Source organism: Gilliamella bombi, assembly GCF_900103255.1.
Classification (GTDB): Bacteria; Pseudomonadota; Gammaproteobacteria; order Enterobacterales; family Orbaceae; genus Gilliamella; species Gilliamella bombi.
Map to the genome: position 1 here is coordinate 1 of NZ_FMWS01000051.1, position 14,289 is coordinate 14,289.

At 36.9% G+C, this 14,289-nt stretch carries 13 protein-coding genes and 1 pseudogene; 11 read left to right on the forward strand and 3 right to left on the reverse strand.

The window, feature by feature from the left end; genetic code table 11:
• A partial coding sequence (locus B9N71_RS12830) for a transposase (protein WP_244178519.1) occupies positions 1-116 on the reverse strand: 116 nt, incomplete at its 3' end.
• A gap of 357 nt (positions 117-473) precedes the next feature.
• Between B9N71_RS12830 and B9N71_RS09790 the strand changes: the two genes are divergently transcribed.
• The 3 genes from B9N71_RS09790 to B9N71_RS09800 all read left to right on the forward strand — a co-directional run bounded on the left by B9N71_RS09790 (position 474) and on the right by B9N71_RS09800 (position 5,390).
• The gene (locus B9N71_RS09790; RefSeq protein ID WP_085165797.1) at positions 474-3,134 is read left to right on the forward strand and encodes a phage tail tape measure protein; all 2,661 of its coding nucleotides are present in this window, start codon (positions 474-476) and stop codon (positions 3,132-3,134) included.
• Between the two features lie 16 nt (positions 3,135-3,150).
• Complete coding sequence (locus B9N71_RS09795; protein ID WP_085165798.1) at positions 3,151-3,492, forward strand: phage tail protein; 342 nt, start codon at positions 3,151-3,153, stop codon at positions 3,490-3,492.
• A gap of 524 nt (positions 3,493-4,016) precedes the next feature.
• Complete coding sequence (locus B9N71_RS09800; protein WP_085165799.1) at positions 4,017-5,390, forward strand: Fic family protein; 1,374 nt, start codon at positions 4,017-4,019, stop codon at positions 5,388-5,390.
• An 85-nt stretch (positions 5,391-5,475) separates the two neighbouring features.
• Here the strand turns inward: B9N71_RS09800 and B9N71_RS09805 are convergent, their stop codons facing one another.
• Both B9N71_RS09805 and B9N71_RS09810 read right to left on the reverse strand, forming a co-directional pair.
• On the reverse strand, positions 5,476-5,922 hold the full coding sequence (locus B9N71_RS09805; RefSeq protein ID WP_085165800.1) for a type II toxin-antitoxin system HicB family antitoxin: 447 nt from the start codon (positions 5,920-5,922) through the stop codon (positions 5,476-5,478).
• 22 nt (positions 5,923-5,944) lie between these two features.
• Positions 5,945-6,127, reverse strand: coding sequence for a type II toxin-antitoxin system HicA family toxin (locus tag B9N71_RS09810; protein WP_085165801.1), 183 nt, complete (start codon positions 6,125-6,127; stop codon positions 5,945-5,947).
• A 92-nt stretch (positions 6,128-6,219) separates the two neighbouring features.
• Here B9N71_RS09810 and B9N71_RS09815 point away from each other — a divergent pair, with 92 nt between their 5' ends.
• The 8 genes and pseudogenes from B9N71_RS09815 to B9N71_RS09850 form a co-directional block, all read left to right on the forward strand.
• Positions 6,220-6,954, forward strand: coding sequence for a phage minor tail protein L (locus B9N71_RS09815; protein ID WP_085165802.1), 735 nt, complete (start codon positions 6,220-6,222; stop codon positions 6,952-6,954).
• A 1-nt stretch (position 6,955) separates the two neighbouring features.
• Positions 6,956-7,678 carry a C40 family peptidase gene (locus tag B9N71_RS09820; RefSeq protein WP_085165803.1) on the forward strand — a complete coding sequence of 241 codons (723 nt, stop codon included), beginning with the start codon at positions 6,956-6,958 and terminating at the stop codon, positions 7,676-7,678.
• A complete protein-coding gene (locus B9N71_RS09825) occupies positions 7,668-8,285 on the forward strand; it encodes a tail assembly protein (RefSeq protein WP_085165804.1) in 618 nt (205 codons plus the stop codon). The genes B9N71_RS09820 and B9N71_RS09825 overlap by 11 nt, the downstream gene beginning before the upstream one ends.
• 7 nt (positions 8,286-8,292) lie before the next feature.
• Positions 8,293-11,583 (forward strand): TipJ family phage tail tip protein, encoded by a 3,291-nt coding sequence (locus tag B9N71_RS09830; RefSeq protein ID WP_085165805.1) that lies wholly within the window; start codon positions 8,293-8,295, stop codon positions 11,581-11,583.
• 7 nt (positions 11,584-11,590) lie between these two features.
• On the forward strand, positions 11,591-11,884 hold the full coding sequence (locus B9N71_RS09835; protein ID WP_085165806.1) for a hypothetical protein: 294 nt from the start codon (positions 11,591-11,593) through the stop codon (positions 11,882-11,884).
• A gap of 60 nt (positions 11,885-11,944) precedes the next feature.
• A complete protein-coding gene (locus tag B9N71_RS09840) occupies positions 11,945-12,640 on the forward strand; it encodes a DUF6453 family protein (protein ID WP_085165807.1) in 696 nt (231 codons plus the stop codon).
• Positions 12,641-12,653: 13 nt separating this feature from the next.
• Entirely contained in the window at positions 12,654-12,947 is a 294-nt protein-coding gene (locus B9N71_RS09845) for a hypothetical protein (protein ID WP_085165808.1), read from the forward strand.
• 64 nt (positions 12,948-13,011) lie between these two features.
• Positions 13,012-14,289, forward strand: a pseudogene (locus tag B9N71_RS09850) (hypothetical protein); the annotation flags it as partial.

Sequence of the window (14,289 nt, forward strand, 5' to 3'; positions counted from 1 at the left end):
GCTGATGGTGTCAAATCATATTCGGCAACGATTTCACTACGTGATTTACCATGTTGATAAAGACTGACCATTTGGTGTTTAAAATCATCTGTGAATGTTCGTCTTTTGCGTTTAATCTTATTCATATTTGTTCCTTTTTTAGTTGTGATAAGTTTACCTTACCCCTTAAAAAAGTTGTATGAATTAGTGTAGCCGATCCAGATTTTAGTAAAAAGGCGGAGGGTGCGGCGTCTGCTACTGATGAGTTCGAAAACTCACAACAAATTATCAAAAGCTCATTATCTCGAACAGCTAAAGAGGTTGACGAAGTTCATCGACGTATTGCCGAATATCGTAAAAGCCTTACAGCAAATACAAACTCAGCGAAAAAATTTGCTGAATCTAGCGATAGATTATATGTTGGTTTTCGAAATCAAATTGACAGTTTAAAAGATGTTAATACTGCCTCAAAAGAGCTTGCAAGAGTTAGAAAAATGCTTGCAAAAACTTATAAAGACGGTCAAATAGATATCCACAATTATAGCCAATTACTCTCAGATATTGCAATCAAGCAAAAAGAAGTAACGACGGCTGAAAACATTGCAAGCAAAGCGCGAACTGATTTTTTAAATAAATTAAAAGCGCAGGTTGCTACTCAGAATCTATCAAAAGAGCAATTATTGCGATATCAAGCTGCACAACTTGGAGTTAGCTCATCTGCTGATGTTTATATTCGAAAACTAACGCAAGCAACGAAAGAAACCCAAAAATTAGGCACAGCGTCTTTAGCTACTAAGCACCAGTTAGCTACAATGACGACACAGATGATGCGAGGGAATTTCACAGGTCTACAAACTTCTAGTATGTCTATGATCATGAAAAATGGCATAGGCAATACTTTTAGCACGCTGTTAACCTCGTTAAATCCTGTGAACATCGGCATTTCTGCCATGGTTGGCTTGCTTGGTAGCATGATACCGAAGCTTTTTGAAACTGAAAGCGCTACAGATAAATTAGCGGCAGCGCAAGATCGTTTAAATAGGGTGCTGAATACAGACAAAAAAACAGGTTTTACTTTCTTGTCTGACGATATGATGCAGTTACTTAAGAAAAATAGGCCGTTAGTTGAGGGGTTGTTAAAATCAAGCGAAAGAGATGTAAAAAAAACTATTTCAGGAATTAAGGCTCAGCTTCAAGACGGATTTAAAGATGCTGAAGTAGGGTGGAAAGAAACGCTTAAGAGGCTCGGGCGTAGCGGCACTTCGGATTTAGATGCAGTTCTTGATTCTATTCAACGTCTCACTAAGGGTGGACAGGATTTAGGTGCAGCGCTTAAAAATGTTAATGATGAAGCTTTGGAATCGGCATCTGGCATTAGAAGTAAAGTTTCCAGTTATGCAGAATATTTCGATATAACAGAAGAGCAAGCTCAAGATTTGCTTGTTGATTTATCTAACATTAAAGCTGAGACCGATTCAATTAAAGCATCAGAAAAGATTAATGACTTAATTAATAAACTTGGAAATTTATATAAAACTTCTGACAATGGCAATGACAAATTTCAAGGACTAATTAATGGATTAATTGAAATTGCAAATAAAGCAAGCGACGCATCATTAAAGTTACAGCTTTTAAAAGCAATAAGCGGGAATGCAGATAAAGCAACAGACCCAACAAAAAGCCCGTTCTACCAATACTCACAAATGATAATGACGCGTAGCGAGCGCGCAAAAGCTGAAATTGAAGAAATGGAAGCAGCAGCAAAGAGAGCCAACGAAATTGCTCCAGGCTCGGTCACAAAAGAGGATATAGACAAAGCAGCAGCAAAGATTAGAGCTAACAACGCCGAAAAAACAAGCTCAGCAACCAATTTATTACGCACATCACAACAGCAAGAAATCAGCTTAAAAAGCCAGCTTCAAGCACTTCGTGAACAGAGCTTGACGGTTAACACAATAACATCGGAGCGCAAAAAGTACTTTGATTTACAAGCTAAGATTCAAACGCTAGAAAGTACTGGCAATAAATCAAGAATGTCAGCGCATGAAAAATATGTACTTGCACATAAAGATGCTTTACTTGCTCAGTTTGCTAAAAATGCAGCTATTAGTGAAGAAATTGCACAATACGAAACAGCGACTAAAGCACTTCGTAAAATGCAAGAGTACACAACAAACTTATCTGCAAAATCTCAAGCCAGCCAAGCTACTTTTGGCATGACATCAAAAAATGCGAATCGCTACAATGAAATGTCAGAGCTTGACGCTCAGCGTGATATTGCTTTAAAAGGTACGACAAATCCGAATGAAATAGCAAAAATCACCGAGGAATACAACAAGGAAAAACAAGCATTACAACAAAGCTGGCAGCAGGAAGACATTAATCAAACTGATTGGTTTGCAGGGCTAAAAGTGGGTGTGAATGAATTTTCAGATGCTTCACGGAACATGTTTGATGCGTTTCGTGATTTAAGACAACAAACCATGAGTTCTGTTAGCCACTCATTAACTGAATTTGTTACAACTGGGAAAATGAGCTTTAAAAGTCTTGCCAAATCAATTCTCACAAATATTATTGAGATTATCAATAAGTTGCTAGTTGCTCAAGCAATACAGTCATCAATGAAATGGTTTGGAATGGCTAGCGCTGGTGCTGGTGCAGCAACGGGAGGGCTACAGCAAGCTTATAACGGTGGATTGATTCGAGGTTACGCAACTGGTGGGGATGTTAGATACAGCATTAACTCGTGCGGTTTTACAGGGCGAGGCAATAAGTATGAGCCTGCAGGTATTGTTCATAAAGGCGAATTCGTATTCACCAAAGAAGCGACAAAACGCCTTGGTGTTGGCAATCTTTACGCGCTGATGAATGAAGCGCAACGAGGGTACGCAAGTGGTGGTGCGGTTAATCTTGGTCATGCTTCACCAATTGCTTTTACTCGTAAATCTAATAAATCATCAAGCGCTATAAATGTTAATACTAATGTGACATTAAACATGGAATCTAATAGTGAATCAGGGGCGGCTAACTCAAGCATTGATGCAAATTCTATTGAAAGTCAAGCTGCTGCAATAATTGATCGGCGCGTAAATGAAACGATAAAAAAACTTGTTTCACCGGGCGGTGATTTATATAACCTGATGTGCGCAAGATAGGTATTAGGAGGAGGAAATGACAATAGATGTTTTTAAATGGAAAACAATGGGCAATCCGAAACATACAGATTCGTCAAGCATTAACGAAGCTGGATTTGGTGACGGATATGTCCAGTTATCCAGTAATGGTATTAATAATACAAGTGAGACTTGGGACTTAACTTATACAGGATGCATCAATGAAATAAAAGAGGTTCGTGATTTTTTAAACTCGCACATCATAAAGTCGTTTAAGTGGAAAAACCCGTACGGTGAAGAAAAATTGTATCGAGTTGTGAATAAATCTATCGAATCCGAATTTGTTGGCGGCAGAGTTGTTTCATTATCATTCAAATTTATTCAAGCTTATTCACCTTGATTAAAAATTGTCAGAAAACGCATTGATTTTATTAAAGTTTTTTCTGGTATTTTTGAGGTTAACTCTACAACCCTTTTTTTTAATCGCTTTTTTAGTTTATTGAAAAATATAGATTAATTTTAGTGCTAGAAAAAAGGGTTATTTTCGAAAAAATGGCTAAAATTTAGTTAAAACAAAAGGCTATGTTTGATATAATCTAGTTCACCGCTGCATAAGCGGTTTAGAAATAAATTTCGCGAACCGATAATTAATCGATTAGGTTCACCGCTGCATAAGCGGTTTAGAAAATAAACCCACTTCTGGGTTATCAGTCCAAATAGTTCACCGCTGCATAATCGGTTTAGAAAAAGTGTTTTGTGGCGTCTACAGGAAGCTCTTTCAACTTACCAAGATATGTCTTCTTCTCAGCCTCAGTTAATGAAGATTGCTTGATAATATCTTCCAGTTTATTTCAATTTTTGTTGATTTTGAAATAAAATTAGGTTAAGTTAATCCATGTTTTCAAAAATGGGGTAAATTGAAATATGCCTAGATTAATAAAGCCGCCAAAATTTGATATTTTAGAAATGACTAAAATATGGAGTGAAATTATAGCAGAAGAAAAAGATAACATAGGAGAATATATAGAAATTTCTCATTCTGCTGATGAAAAAGGTAGATATATTCCATATGATAAATTTCAATATACCGTGCCCAGACATCTAAATAAAGATTTAGCTTGGAAAATTGTTAAATCGAATAGATTGAGTAAAAGAATAAATTTATTTAAATTTGGAGATGATGGGATTATTGGTAATTTTATTTTAACACCTAATATACAGAAAGCACTTTCGGAAACAGATAGAAATACTACAACAGCGGTTCTTCAGTGGATGACTAAAAATATTGGTGAGGAACATTACTTAAAATATTTGTTAGATGACCTTATTGAAGACGAATCAATTAGTAGTAGTCAATTAGAGGGGGCAGCGACTACAACATTAGATGCTAAAAGGATGTTAAAAAAGAAAAGAGGACCAAGAACAAATGATGAAAAAATGGTTATTGGCAATTTTAATATGATGTCTTATGTTTGGGAAAATAGAAACAAGCCTCTTACTATTGAATTTATAAAGAAACTTCATATTAAGGGTGTCGGTGGTATTAATGATAAGCAGTACTCTCCAGGGCAATTTAGGATAGAAACTGACAATGTTGTAGTTGTTAATTATGATGATGAGATTGTTCACTCTCCTCCAAAAGCTGATGGTATAGAAAATAGGCTACAAATAATTATCGATTGGGCAAACTCTTGCCATGATGATGCTAATGGTAAGAATTATATTCACCCCTTAATTAAAGCTATAATTCTTCATTTTTGTATAGGATATGAGCATCCTTTTAAAGATGGGAATGGGCGCGTTGCAAGAGCATTATTTTATTGGTTCATGTTTAAGAACAACTATTCAGCATTTAGATATATTGCAATAAGTACATTAATAAAATCAGCACCGAAACAATATGGAATGGCGTATGTTAGAACCGAGACGGATGATATGGATTTAACATATTTTATTGAACATCAATGTAGAATTGTTATTCGTGGTATAAATAAATTTAAGGAAACATACGAACAAGCTATTATTAATATCCAGAAGTTTGATCAATGGATGTGGGAATCTGGTTTATTGAAAAAGCTAACTGATAAACAAAGAGTTCTTCTTAATGTAGCTAAAAGTAAAATAACAAATAATTTTACAGCAACAAGTGTTAGTGATATGCTCGGATGTTCTTACAATACAGCAGCAAAAAACCTACAATCTCTTGTTGAATTAAAAATATTTAAAGCTAGAAAGAATCAAAGAGAAACTGTATATTCAATGATGAGTATGAAATCAATACAAGAAAATAATTTCTAATTTATTTTCAACTCCAGATATACGAATAAACCACCTTCGGGTGGTTTTTATTATCAGTTGTATGGCGCTTAATAACCAAAAATGATTAACGAGCTCTATTTTGTGCAGCTAATTCATTAATAGCAGCTTCTGCCAAAAAATTACTCCGATCTTTATAAAAAGAATTCGGTGCTTTAACTGCGTTATCTATTCTATCGATAAGAATATCGGGCAATGTGATATTAATTCTTTTTTGTTTACCAACAAATGATGACAAATCAACATCAATAATTACCCACGTATCGCAATGAGCATACTCATCGTTATTTTTATACGAAACATGATCGTTGTGAATATCTTTAACATCATAATCGCCTGATTCGATCATATCTTGAACAGTTAACAAAATAGCTTCTGTCGCCATTGCTGGAATATCGCTTTCTCTGTCTGCGGCAGAATAACAACTATATTTTTCATTACATAATGCAGGTACGACAATGCCGTAAGCTGTATTGCTATCGTTCGGTGTTTCAATGCCAAGAGTAAAAAACATAATACCTCCAAAAGTTGGCGGGCTATAAAAGCCCCGCCGATTTTTTGATTGATCTTACTGTGCCAATCGGTAAATCCGATTTTGGGTGAGGAACTGGAAACGTTTTATTAGTTATTGGTGAGTAAAACATATGATGACTACCTCTAACTCGTTTCAGAATACACCCTGCACTGGTAAGTTCTTTTATCAGGTCAGTTGATTTCATGTTTACCTCCTAACCTGAAAATTATTATACACACATATACACAAAATGCAGGTAAAAATATAAATAAATTAGTTTAATCATCTGGAGAAACTATGCCAATAACACAAGATTTACAAACACTTGAGGGTAACCAGCTTATACAACTAATAGAGGTGGATGGTACAAAATTTGGTCTTGATGAAGTGCTGAGATTTCATGCTCATAATATTTCTCCCGACGGGTGGGCGTCATTTGCTGCGGAGAATTTGCCATCAATAAAATGGCAAGGTAAAGAATATTTACCGTATCCGTATGAGTTAAAAGACATTGAATTAAGTAGCACTGGCTCACAACCAACACCAAGGTTATCAGTTGGCAATATAGACGGTAGGGTAACTCGGCTTTGTATTGATTATTATGATTTGGTCCAAGCAAAAATCAAAATCCACACGACAATGGCTAAGTACCTTGATGCGGATAATTGGCTTAATGGAAATCCTACTGCAGACCCAACACAAGAACGAGTCCAGTTATTTTTTATCAATAATAAACGAGAAGAAACAAAAGTGACCGTTGAGTTTGAGTTATGTTCACCTTTTGACATACAAAACCTTAAATTACCAACACGGCAAATAACAACGGTTTGTACTTGGTGTATGCGCGGGTGGTATAGAACTGGGACGGGATGCGACTTTGCAGGCAATAAGTATTTCACTAAAGAAGGTATAGAGACGGATGACCCTGCTAAAGATCAATGCGGTGGCTTATTAAAGGTTTGTAAAGCTCGCCATGGTAATAATCCGCTTCCTTTTGGTGGTTTTCCTGCGGCAAATTTACAAGGTAAATGATATGAGACAAAAATTATTAGATGCAATAAAAAAACATGTTGAAAGTGAATATCCTAACGAGGCGTGTGGTCTAATTGTTGATACGGGTAAAACTCAAAAATATATACCTTGTAAAAACATATCAGACAATCCCAAAGAGCATTTTTTAATCTCACCTGATGAGCAACTAGCAGCCGAGAAACAGGGCGAAATCATTATGATTATTCACTCTCATCCTGATGTGGTATCACTTGTCCCGTCAGAATTTGACCGTATTCAATGCGATTATTCAGGGATTGAATGGGGAATTATGTCTGTTCCTGATGGTGATTTTTGCACAATATCACCGCGTGTAAATCGGGATTATACAGGGCGTCAATGGTTGTTGGGATATGCTGATTGCTGGGCATTGATCATGGATTACTATAAACGTGAGTATAACATCGGTTTAAAAAACTATTCTGTTGCTCGCGAATGGTGGGAGAGCGGAGCTGAAAATATTTATGATGACAACTGGCAATCAGAGGGGTTTGTTGAGGTGGACCACAAGGATATGAAGATTGGCGACATAATCATGATGCGAATTGGTGCACAGGTTACAAACCATGCCGCTATTTATTTTGGTGACAATCTTATTCTTCATCATCTTTATGGCCAATTATCATCAAGAGCGCCATACGGTAAATATTTTAGAGATAGAACTGTTCGAATAGTACGTCACAAGGAGTTATTTAATGCTGAGTAATGTAACGTTTAAAGGCGCAATGGCTAAGCAATTTGGCAAGAATCATCAATACGATGTGCAAGATATTAAAGAATTACTAAGAGCGTTATGCGCAACGATAAAAGGCTTTGAAAAATACATGAGTTCAGCGCATATGAAAGGTGTCAAATTTGCTTTTTTTGTTGACGGCAAAAACATTGATATTGATGAGTTTGATATTAATGCAAGTGGTAAAAATTACATGATCATGCCTGTAGCTCAAGGCTCTAAAAGTGGCGGGATGCTACAAATTATTATTGGTGCTATTGCGTTAGTGGCTGCATTTTTTACGGCAGGTGCGTCACTGGCGGCGTGGGGAGCAGCGATGGCTGCCACAACGGTTACTGCAACATCGATTTTAACAGGAATCGGTATTAGCATGATGCTTGGCGGGGTTGTTCAATTGCTCACACCTCAGCCGAAATTTAACGCTGGCGGTTCATCTAGCGCAGAAAACAAGCCCAATTATGGATTTGGTGCGCCAGTTAATACCAATGCAGTAGGTTATCCTGTGGCTATTTTGTTGGGTGAGCGTGAAATTGGTGGTGCGGTAATTAACGCTGGTATTTATTCAGAAGATCAACAATAGGTGGATTATGCATTTAATAGAAGGGCAAAAAGGTGGTAGTAAAAAACAGCACAAGCCGTATGAACAACCAGATAATCTGCTTTCAACGGCTAAGCTTAAAGCATTGATTGCATTGAGTGAGGGTGAGATTCAAGGCGATCTGAACGAACAAAACATTTATATTGATAACACTCCACTAGCTAACGCAGATGGCTCACGTAATTTCAATGGTGTTACTTGGGAATTCCGCAATGGCTCACAAACTCAAGACTATATTAAAGGTATTCCTGAGATAAGTAATGAACTAAGAGCAAATTATATAGTAAAAGCCGATAAGCCGTGGATTCGCTCATTTTCTAATTTAGAACTAGATGCCATTAGAATTAAGTTGAGTTTGCCTACACTTGTTCAATATAAAGATAACGGTGATATTGTTGGTACAATTGTGAATTATGCTATTGATTTATCAACGGATGGTAGTGCTTTTGAAACGGTTGTTAATGCGGAATTTAATGGTAAAACCACATCTGAATATCAAAGAGATCATCGTATAAATCTGCCAAGTGCGGTAAATGGTTGGGCTATTCGAGTAAGACGATTAACGCCAGATTCTAACTCTAATAGTAAATTAATTAACGCATTTGCTGTATCTTCTTACGCAGAAGTGATTGATAGCAAATTACGCTACCCTAACACCGCGTTGCTTTATATTGAGTTGGATGCTAGTCAATTTAACGGAGCCGTGCCCAAGATCAGTTGTAAGCTAAAAGGAAAACTTGTTCAAGTTCCAGATAATTACGATCCAGTTAGCCGAACATATTCAGGAGTTTGGCGAGGTGGCTTTAAAATGGCTTACACGAATAATCCTGCTTGGCTGGCTTATTATTTAATGCGTGATGAGATAGCAGGCATGGGATTACGAATTGATTCTACCATGCTAGATAAATGGTCTATCTATCAACTAGGGCAATACTGCGATCAAATGGTTTCGGATGGAAAAGGAGGCAAAGAGCCACGTTTTGCTTGTAATGAGTATATACAAAGCCAAGAAGATGCTTACACAGCACTTAAAGACTTGGTGGCGTCATTTCGTGGGATAATTTTTTGGGGTAATGACCAGATTTGTTTAACGGCTGACATGCCACAAGACGAGCCTGATTTCATCTATCATCCATCTAACGTTATCGGTGATTTTGCATATTCAGGTGGTTCATATAAAAATAGATATACTTCGTGCTTAGTTGCTTATTCTGACCCTAATAATCATTATTGTGATGATGTAGAAGCTGTATGGGACTATGATTTAATGCGTCGATACGATGTTAATGTGATGAAATTAACTGCGATCGGTTGTACATCACAAGCAGAAGCCCAAAGGAGGGGGCGTTGGGCATTACTTTCCAATGCGAAAGATGAAGTAATCACCTTTACTGTTGGCTTGGATGGGTATATCCCCATGCCTGCGCGAATTATTGGCGTAGCCGATCCGTCCCGTTCAGGTAAAGAAAACGGTGGGCGAATTCATGCCGTTTCTGGGCGAAAAATAACGCTAGATAGAGTTGTTGATTATAGCGCTGGCGATCGACTAGTAATTAACTTGCCAGATGGTACAGCTCAAAGCAGAACCATCAAAGCAATCAGTACCGATAAAAAAACGATTACGGTTTCTGCTAACTATAAAATTGAACCTGTAGCTGGTGCAGTTTGGTGTATAGATAGTGATAATATTGCAATTCAATATTTTAGAGTGACATCAATATCGGCAACTGAAAAAGGTCGGTTTACAATAACGGCTATTCAGCACGATCCTGATAAATTCAAATATATTGATGAGGGTATTCGGATTGAGTCAAAACCTATTACCGTTACTCCACCAAGTTCAATTTCTACTCCAAAAAATATTGTTGTTTCAGAAAGTAGCTACATCTCTCAAGGCTTGTCAATTGCATCTTTAAATGCAACATGGGATACAGTGGAAGGAGCAACAAACTACGTTGCTCAATGGCGAAAAGATAATTCAGCTTGGATTAATGTTGGTCGTACAAACGGCACAAATTTTACTGTTGAGGGGGTTTATTCAGGTGTCTATGAAGTTCGTGTAAGAGCTGTTAATGCAATTGACGTATCTTCACCTTGGGCATACTCACAAGCGACTTTAATTAAAGGTAAGGTTGGTAAACCAGACAAACCAATTGGGTTTACGGCTAGTGATGATGTTGTTTTTGGTATTGATTTAAAGTGGTCATTTCCTGAAGGTAGCGGTGACACAAGTCATACTGAAATCCAATACTCTACTAATGAAAGTGAAGAAAAGGCACTACTGTTAAGCAATGTTACGTATCCAAGTTGCAGTTATTCACAAACAGGATTATCAATTGGTCAAGTGTTTTTCTATCGCGCTCGATTGATTGATAAGATCGGAAACGTTAGCGACTGGACAGCATGGGTTAGAGGGATTTCTAGTACAAATACAAATGATTTAACTGACCATATTTTTGATGAAATCAAAGAAACCGATGCTTGGAACTCTCTTATTGATTCAGTTGATAATGCTGCGATTAGTTCAATAGAAAACGCAAAAGCGATTATTGAAAATGCGTTAGCTAATGATACCGAAACACGCCGTCGCAGAGTTGAAAATGGTAGCTTATCGGCTGAAATAAAAGAAACTAATTCTGTTTTATTAACTGAAAAAGAGGCAACCGCAATTGCATTACGCGAGTTAAACTCTAAATACGGTGATGTTAGCAGTAATTTAACAGAGTTTAAAAAAACTACTGCAGAACAAAATTCAGCTACAGCACAAGCCATTCAATCCATCAACACGAAAGTGGGGGACGTATCTACATCAATCTCTGACGTTAGCGAAACTGTAAATAATCTCAATGGCAAAATTTCAGCTCACCGAACAATGAAAGTTAAGATCGATGATAAAGGACAGCAATATGTCGCAGGCATGACAATGGGCGTTGAGAATACCGATAATGGCATGCAGTCAAATGTCATCTTTCTTGCTGATAAATTCATGGTTATGAACCAAGCAAATGGTAACCCTGTCCCAGCTTTTATCATAAAAGATGGCAATGTAATCATGAATGGCGCAATCATCGGCAGGGCGTCATTAAATTTCGCAACAATTTCGGACACAATTCAATCTGAAAATTATGTTCCCGGGAAATCGGGATGGCGGTTATTTAAGGATGGCAATTTTGAGATAAATAGCTCATTTCTTGGAGGCGGAAGAATTGAATTAAACGGTAGTGGATTAGCTGTCTTTGATGAAAGAAATGTACTAAGAGTAAAACTAGGTAAATTGTGAGGTAAAAGTGTCAAGTTACGGCTTAAAGATTTTTAGTACTGATGGACCTGATATTATATTAGATTCATCTCACACTATGTGTTGTATTTTAGGGATATGTAGTGTTGAACAGCACAAAACAGGCATTTATGTTCCTGATGGGTATCAGTATTATGTGCATTTAACAAACGGCTCTGGTTATAATGTTGACTTTGAGATGGATGAAGACGGTACCAATATTTGGGTTTGTGGCGCATTTGATTCACGCAGTTATCTAGACAATAATCGACAAGTTATTTTGGTAAATGGCCCAAACGCGTGAGGGTATGGTGGTGATAGCGGTAGTGGGTATAACCAACTATGTATAATAATTGGTTATCCGATGCATAATCCGGTTTCAGGAATAGGGATTTCATTTACAGGTCAAAATAACTTTTTTTCCATCAATCAAGCATCATTATGCGCACCCGTGGTATTTAAGGGAGACATTACAATATCAGCTAAAGATGGTTGGCGACCAAGCAATATTAATCCGTACCTGAATTTCAACAATTGTGCAGTCTTTGTTTATAGTGACAAACAAAATACTTCAATCGGAATCGGGTTTAATCGTGATTTTTATGAACATGCTTTATTGGCTCATAATAAAGATGGTGTAAGATTAAATTATGATATTTCCATAAAAGTAGTTGTTTTTGCAAAACAAGAAACAATAAATACCCTGTCAAAATACGGGATGAGGATTTATAATTCATATGGGGAAACAGTATGTGATTCAACATCAGGGCTTTTAATTAATCCACAGCTATACAGCTTTGGAGCTGTTAGCCATGGTGAATTCGTCAGTATACCTAATATTAGACGCCCCATGTTCATTCCGACATCAATTAGCGGTTATGCGAGTTTCGATAAATACAGTGGCATCACTAAGCAAGTTGGCTTTGCTTCAAATGGATTTAGCCTAGCGCCATCTTATATAAATCACGAAAATTATGAATGGACCCACCCATTTAATGGAAAATTTACTTCAAACTTTCCATTAATGATTTTAGACGCTGAAAATTATTTTAAATTTTAAAAATGGAGCAATGATGAAAAAAATAATATTACTATTCATGTTGTTATTTTCTAGCAATTCGTATTCTGAAAATTTAAATTGCAATGCAATTTATAAAGAAAAAACGTTAAGGGGAGCAGTAAAAAGTTTTGAAATTAGTAAGGTTAGAAAAATCAATGACAATCACTATGATTTAAAACTCAAGTTAACTGGCTCTATACGACAAAAATTGGATAATTTTCCGACTGAGAACACTCACACATTAATTGATATCAAATGTGCAAGCGCCGAAAAAGAAAAGCAATTAAAAGCATTGTTTAAATTATAATTCAATTTGTTCAATAAAACCGCTCATGTAGCGGTTTTTTTATATTTAAAATTTGAGGAAAATTATGTCTTGGTACAAAACAGGTACGGTAAACGTAACCAACAACAGCAAAATAGTAACTGGCATTAATACAAAATGGACAAATCCATTGGTTGGCATTTGTTCTGGACAAATGTTGATACTACAAACATCAAATACAATAGAAATTTATGAGATTGCATCAGTTCAGTCAGATACACAGCTAACACTAGCAAAGGATTATAGCGGAGCAAGTAAAACAGGTGTTAAGTATGAAATACCAACATCGCCCAAAGTTTCTATCGAAGCTTTAGCATTACGTGTATCTGAAATGTTGAATTATTATCAAATCCAACTGGACGCTTGGCAAACGATATTGACGAGTGAAGAAGAAGTTACTCTAACCGCTCCGGACGGTCGTCAAGTTACAATAAAATCACAATATGCAATTTCAAATGAACTCAATGAATTACTGGAACAGAGCAGGGGCTATGCTGAACAAACAACAAAAAATGCTGATATAGCCAAAAATGCTAGCGCATCAGCAAAATCATATGCAGATAGTGCGAGTTCATCAGCTACAGAGTCACGTAACTCAGCAGAGCAATCTAGTAATAGCGCAAATGCGGCTAAAGTGTCGGAAGACAAAGCTAAAACATCTGAACAAAATGCTAAAAAATCAGCAGATGATGCTAAAAATTGGGCGTCTACTATCGATAATTCAAATTTTATCAAAAAATCAGGTGAAGAAAGCCAGTCAATTAATGGCTCATTAGATGTTAAAAAATTAACTGAACAAGGGCAACGTGTTTACTCTCCGAATAATAAACCAACCGCTGATGATATTGGTACTGTTCCAGCCATTAAAGAGGTTGTTAACGACTCACCTATTTACAAGGTGGGTGCTCACATAGTTGTTAAAGACATGATTGGCGACCAACGTCTAATGCCGTTTCGACGTGATGAACTACCATTTGGCTGGTATTTTCGCAACGGTGATAATTTCTTACTAGATTCACCGCAGGGACAGGCTTTAAATGGTTTATCTGCCAATTACAAAAGAGACCATAATATCACGATAAAAACAATTGATGGTAAACAATACATTAATGTACCGACAGCATTTGCGCCCGACGGTCGCGGTTATTTTGATCGTGCAGTAAATGGAACTACTCGACAGGTAGGTAGTCCCGAAGATGATGCAATTCGTAATATTAGAGGGTCGCTACCGAATGGTCCGGCCCGAGCGGTAATCGGGCATGAAAATATAACAAAAGGCGAGCATGACGGAGCGATATCAATTTATCACTGCGATGACGATTGG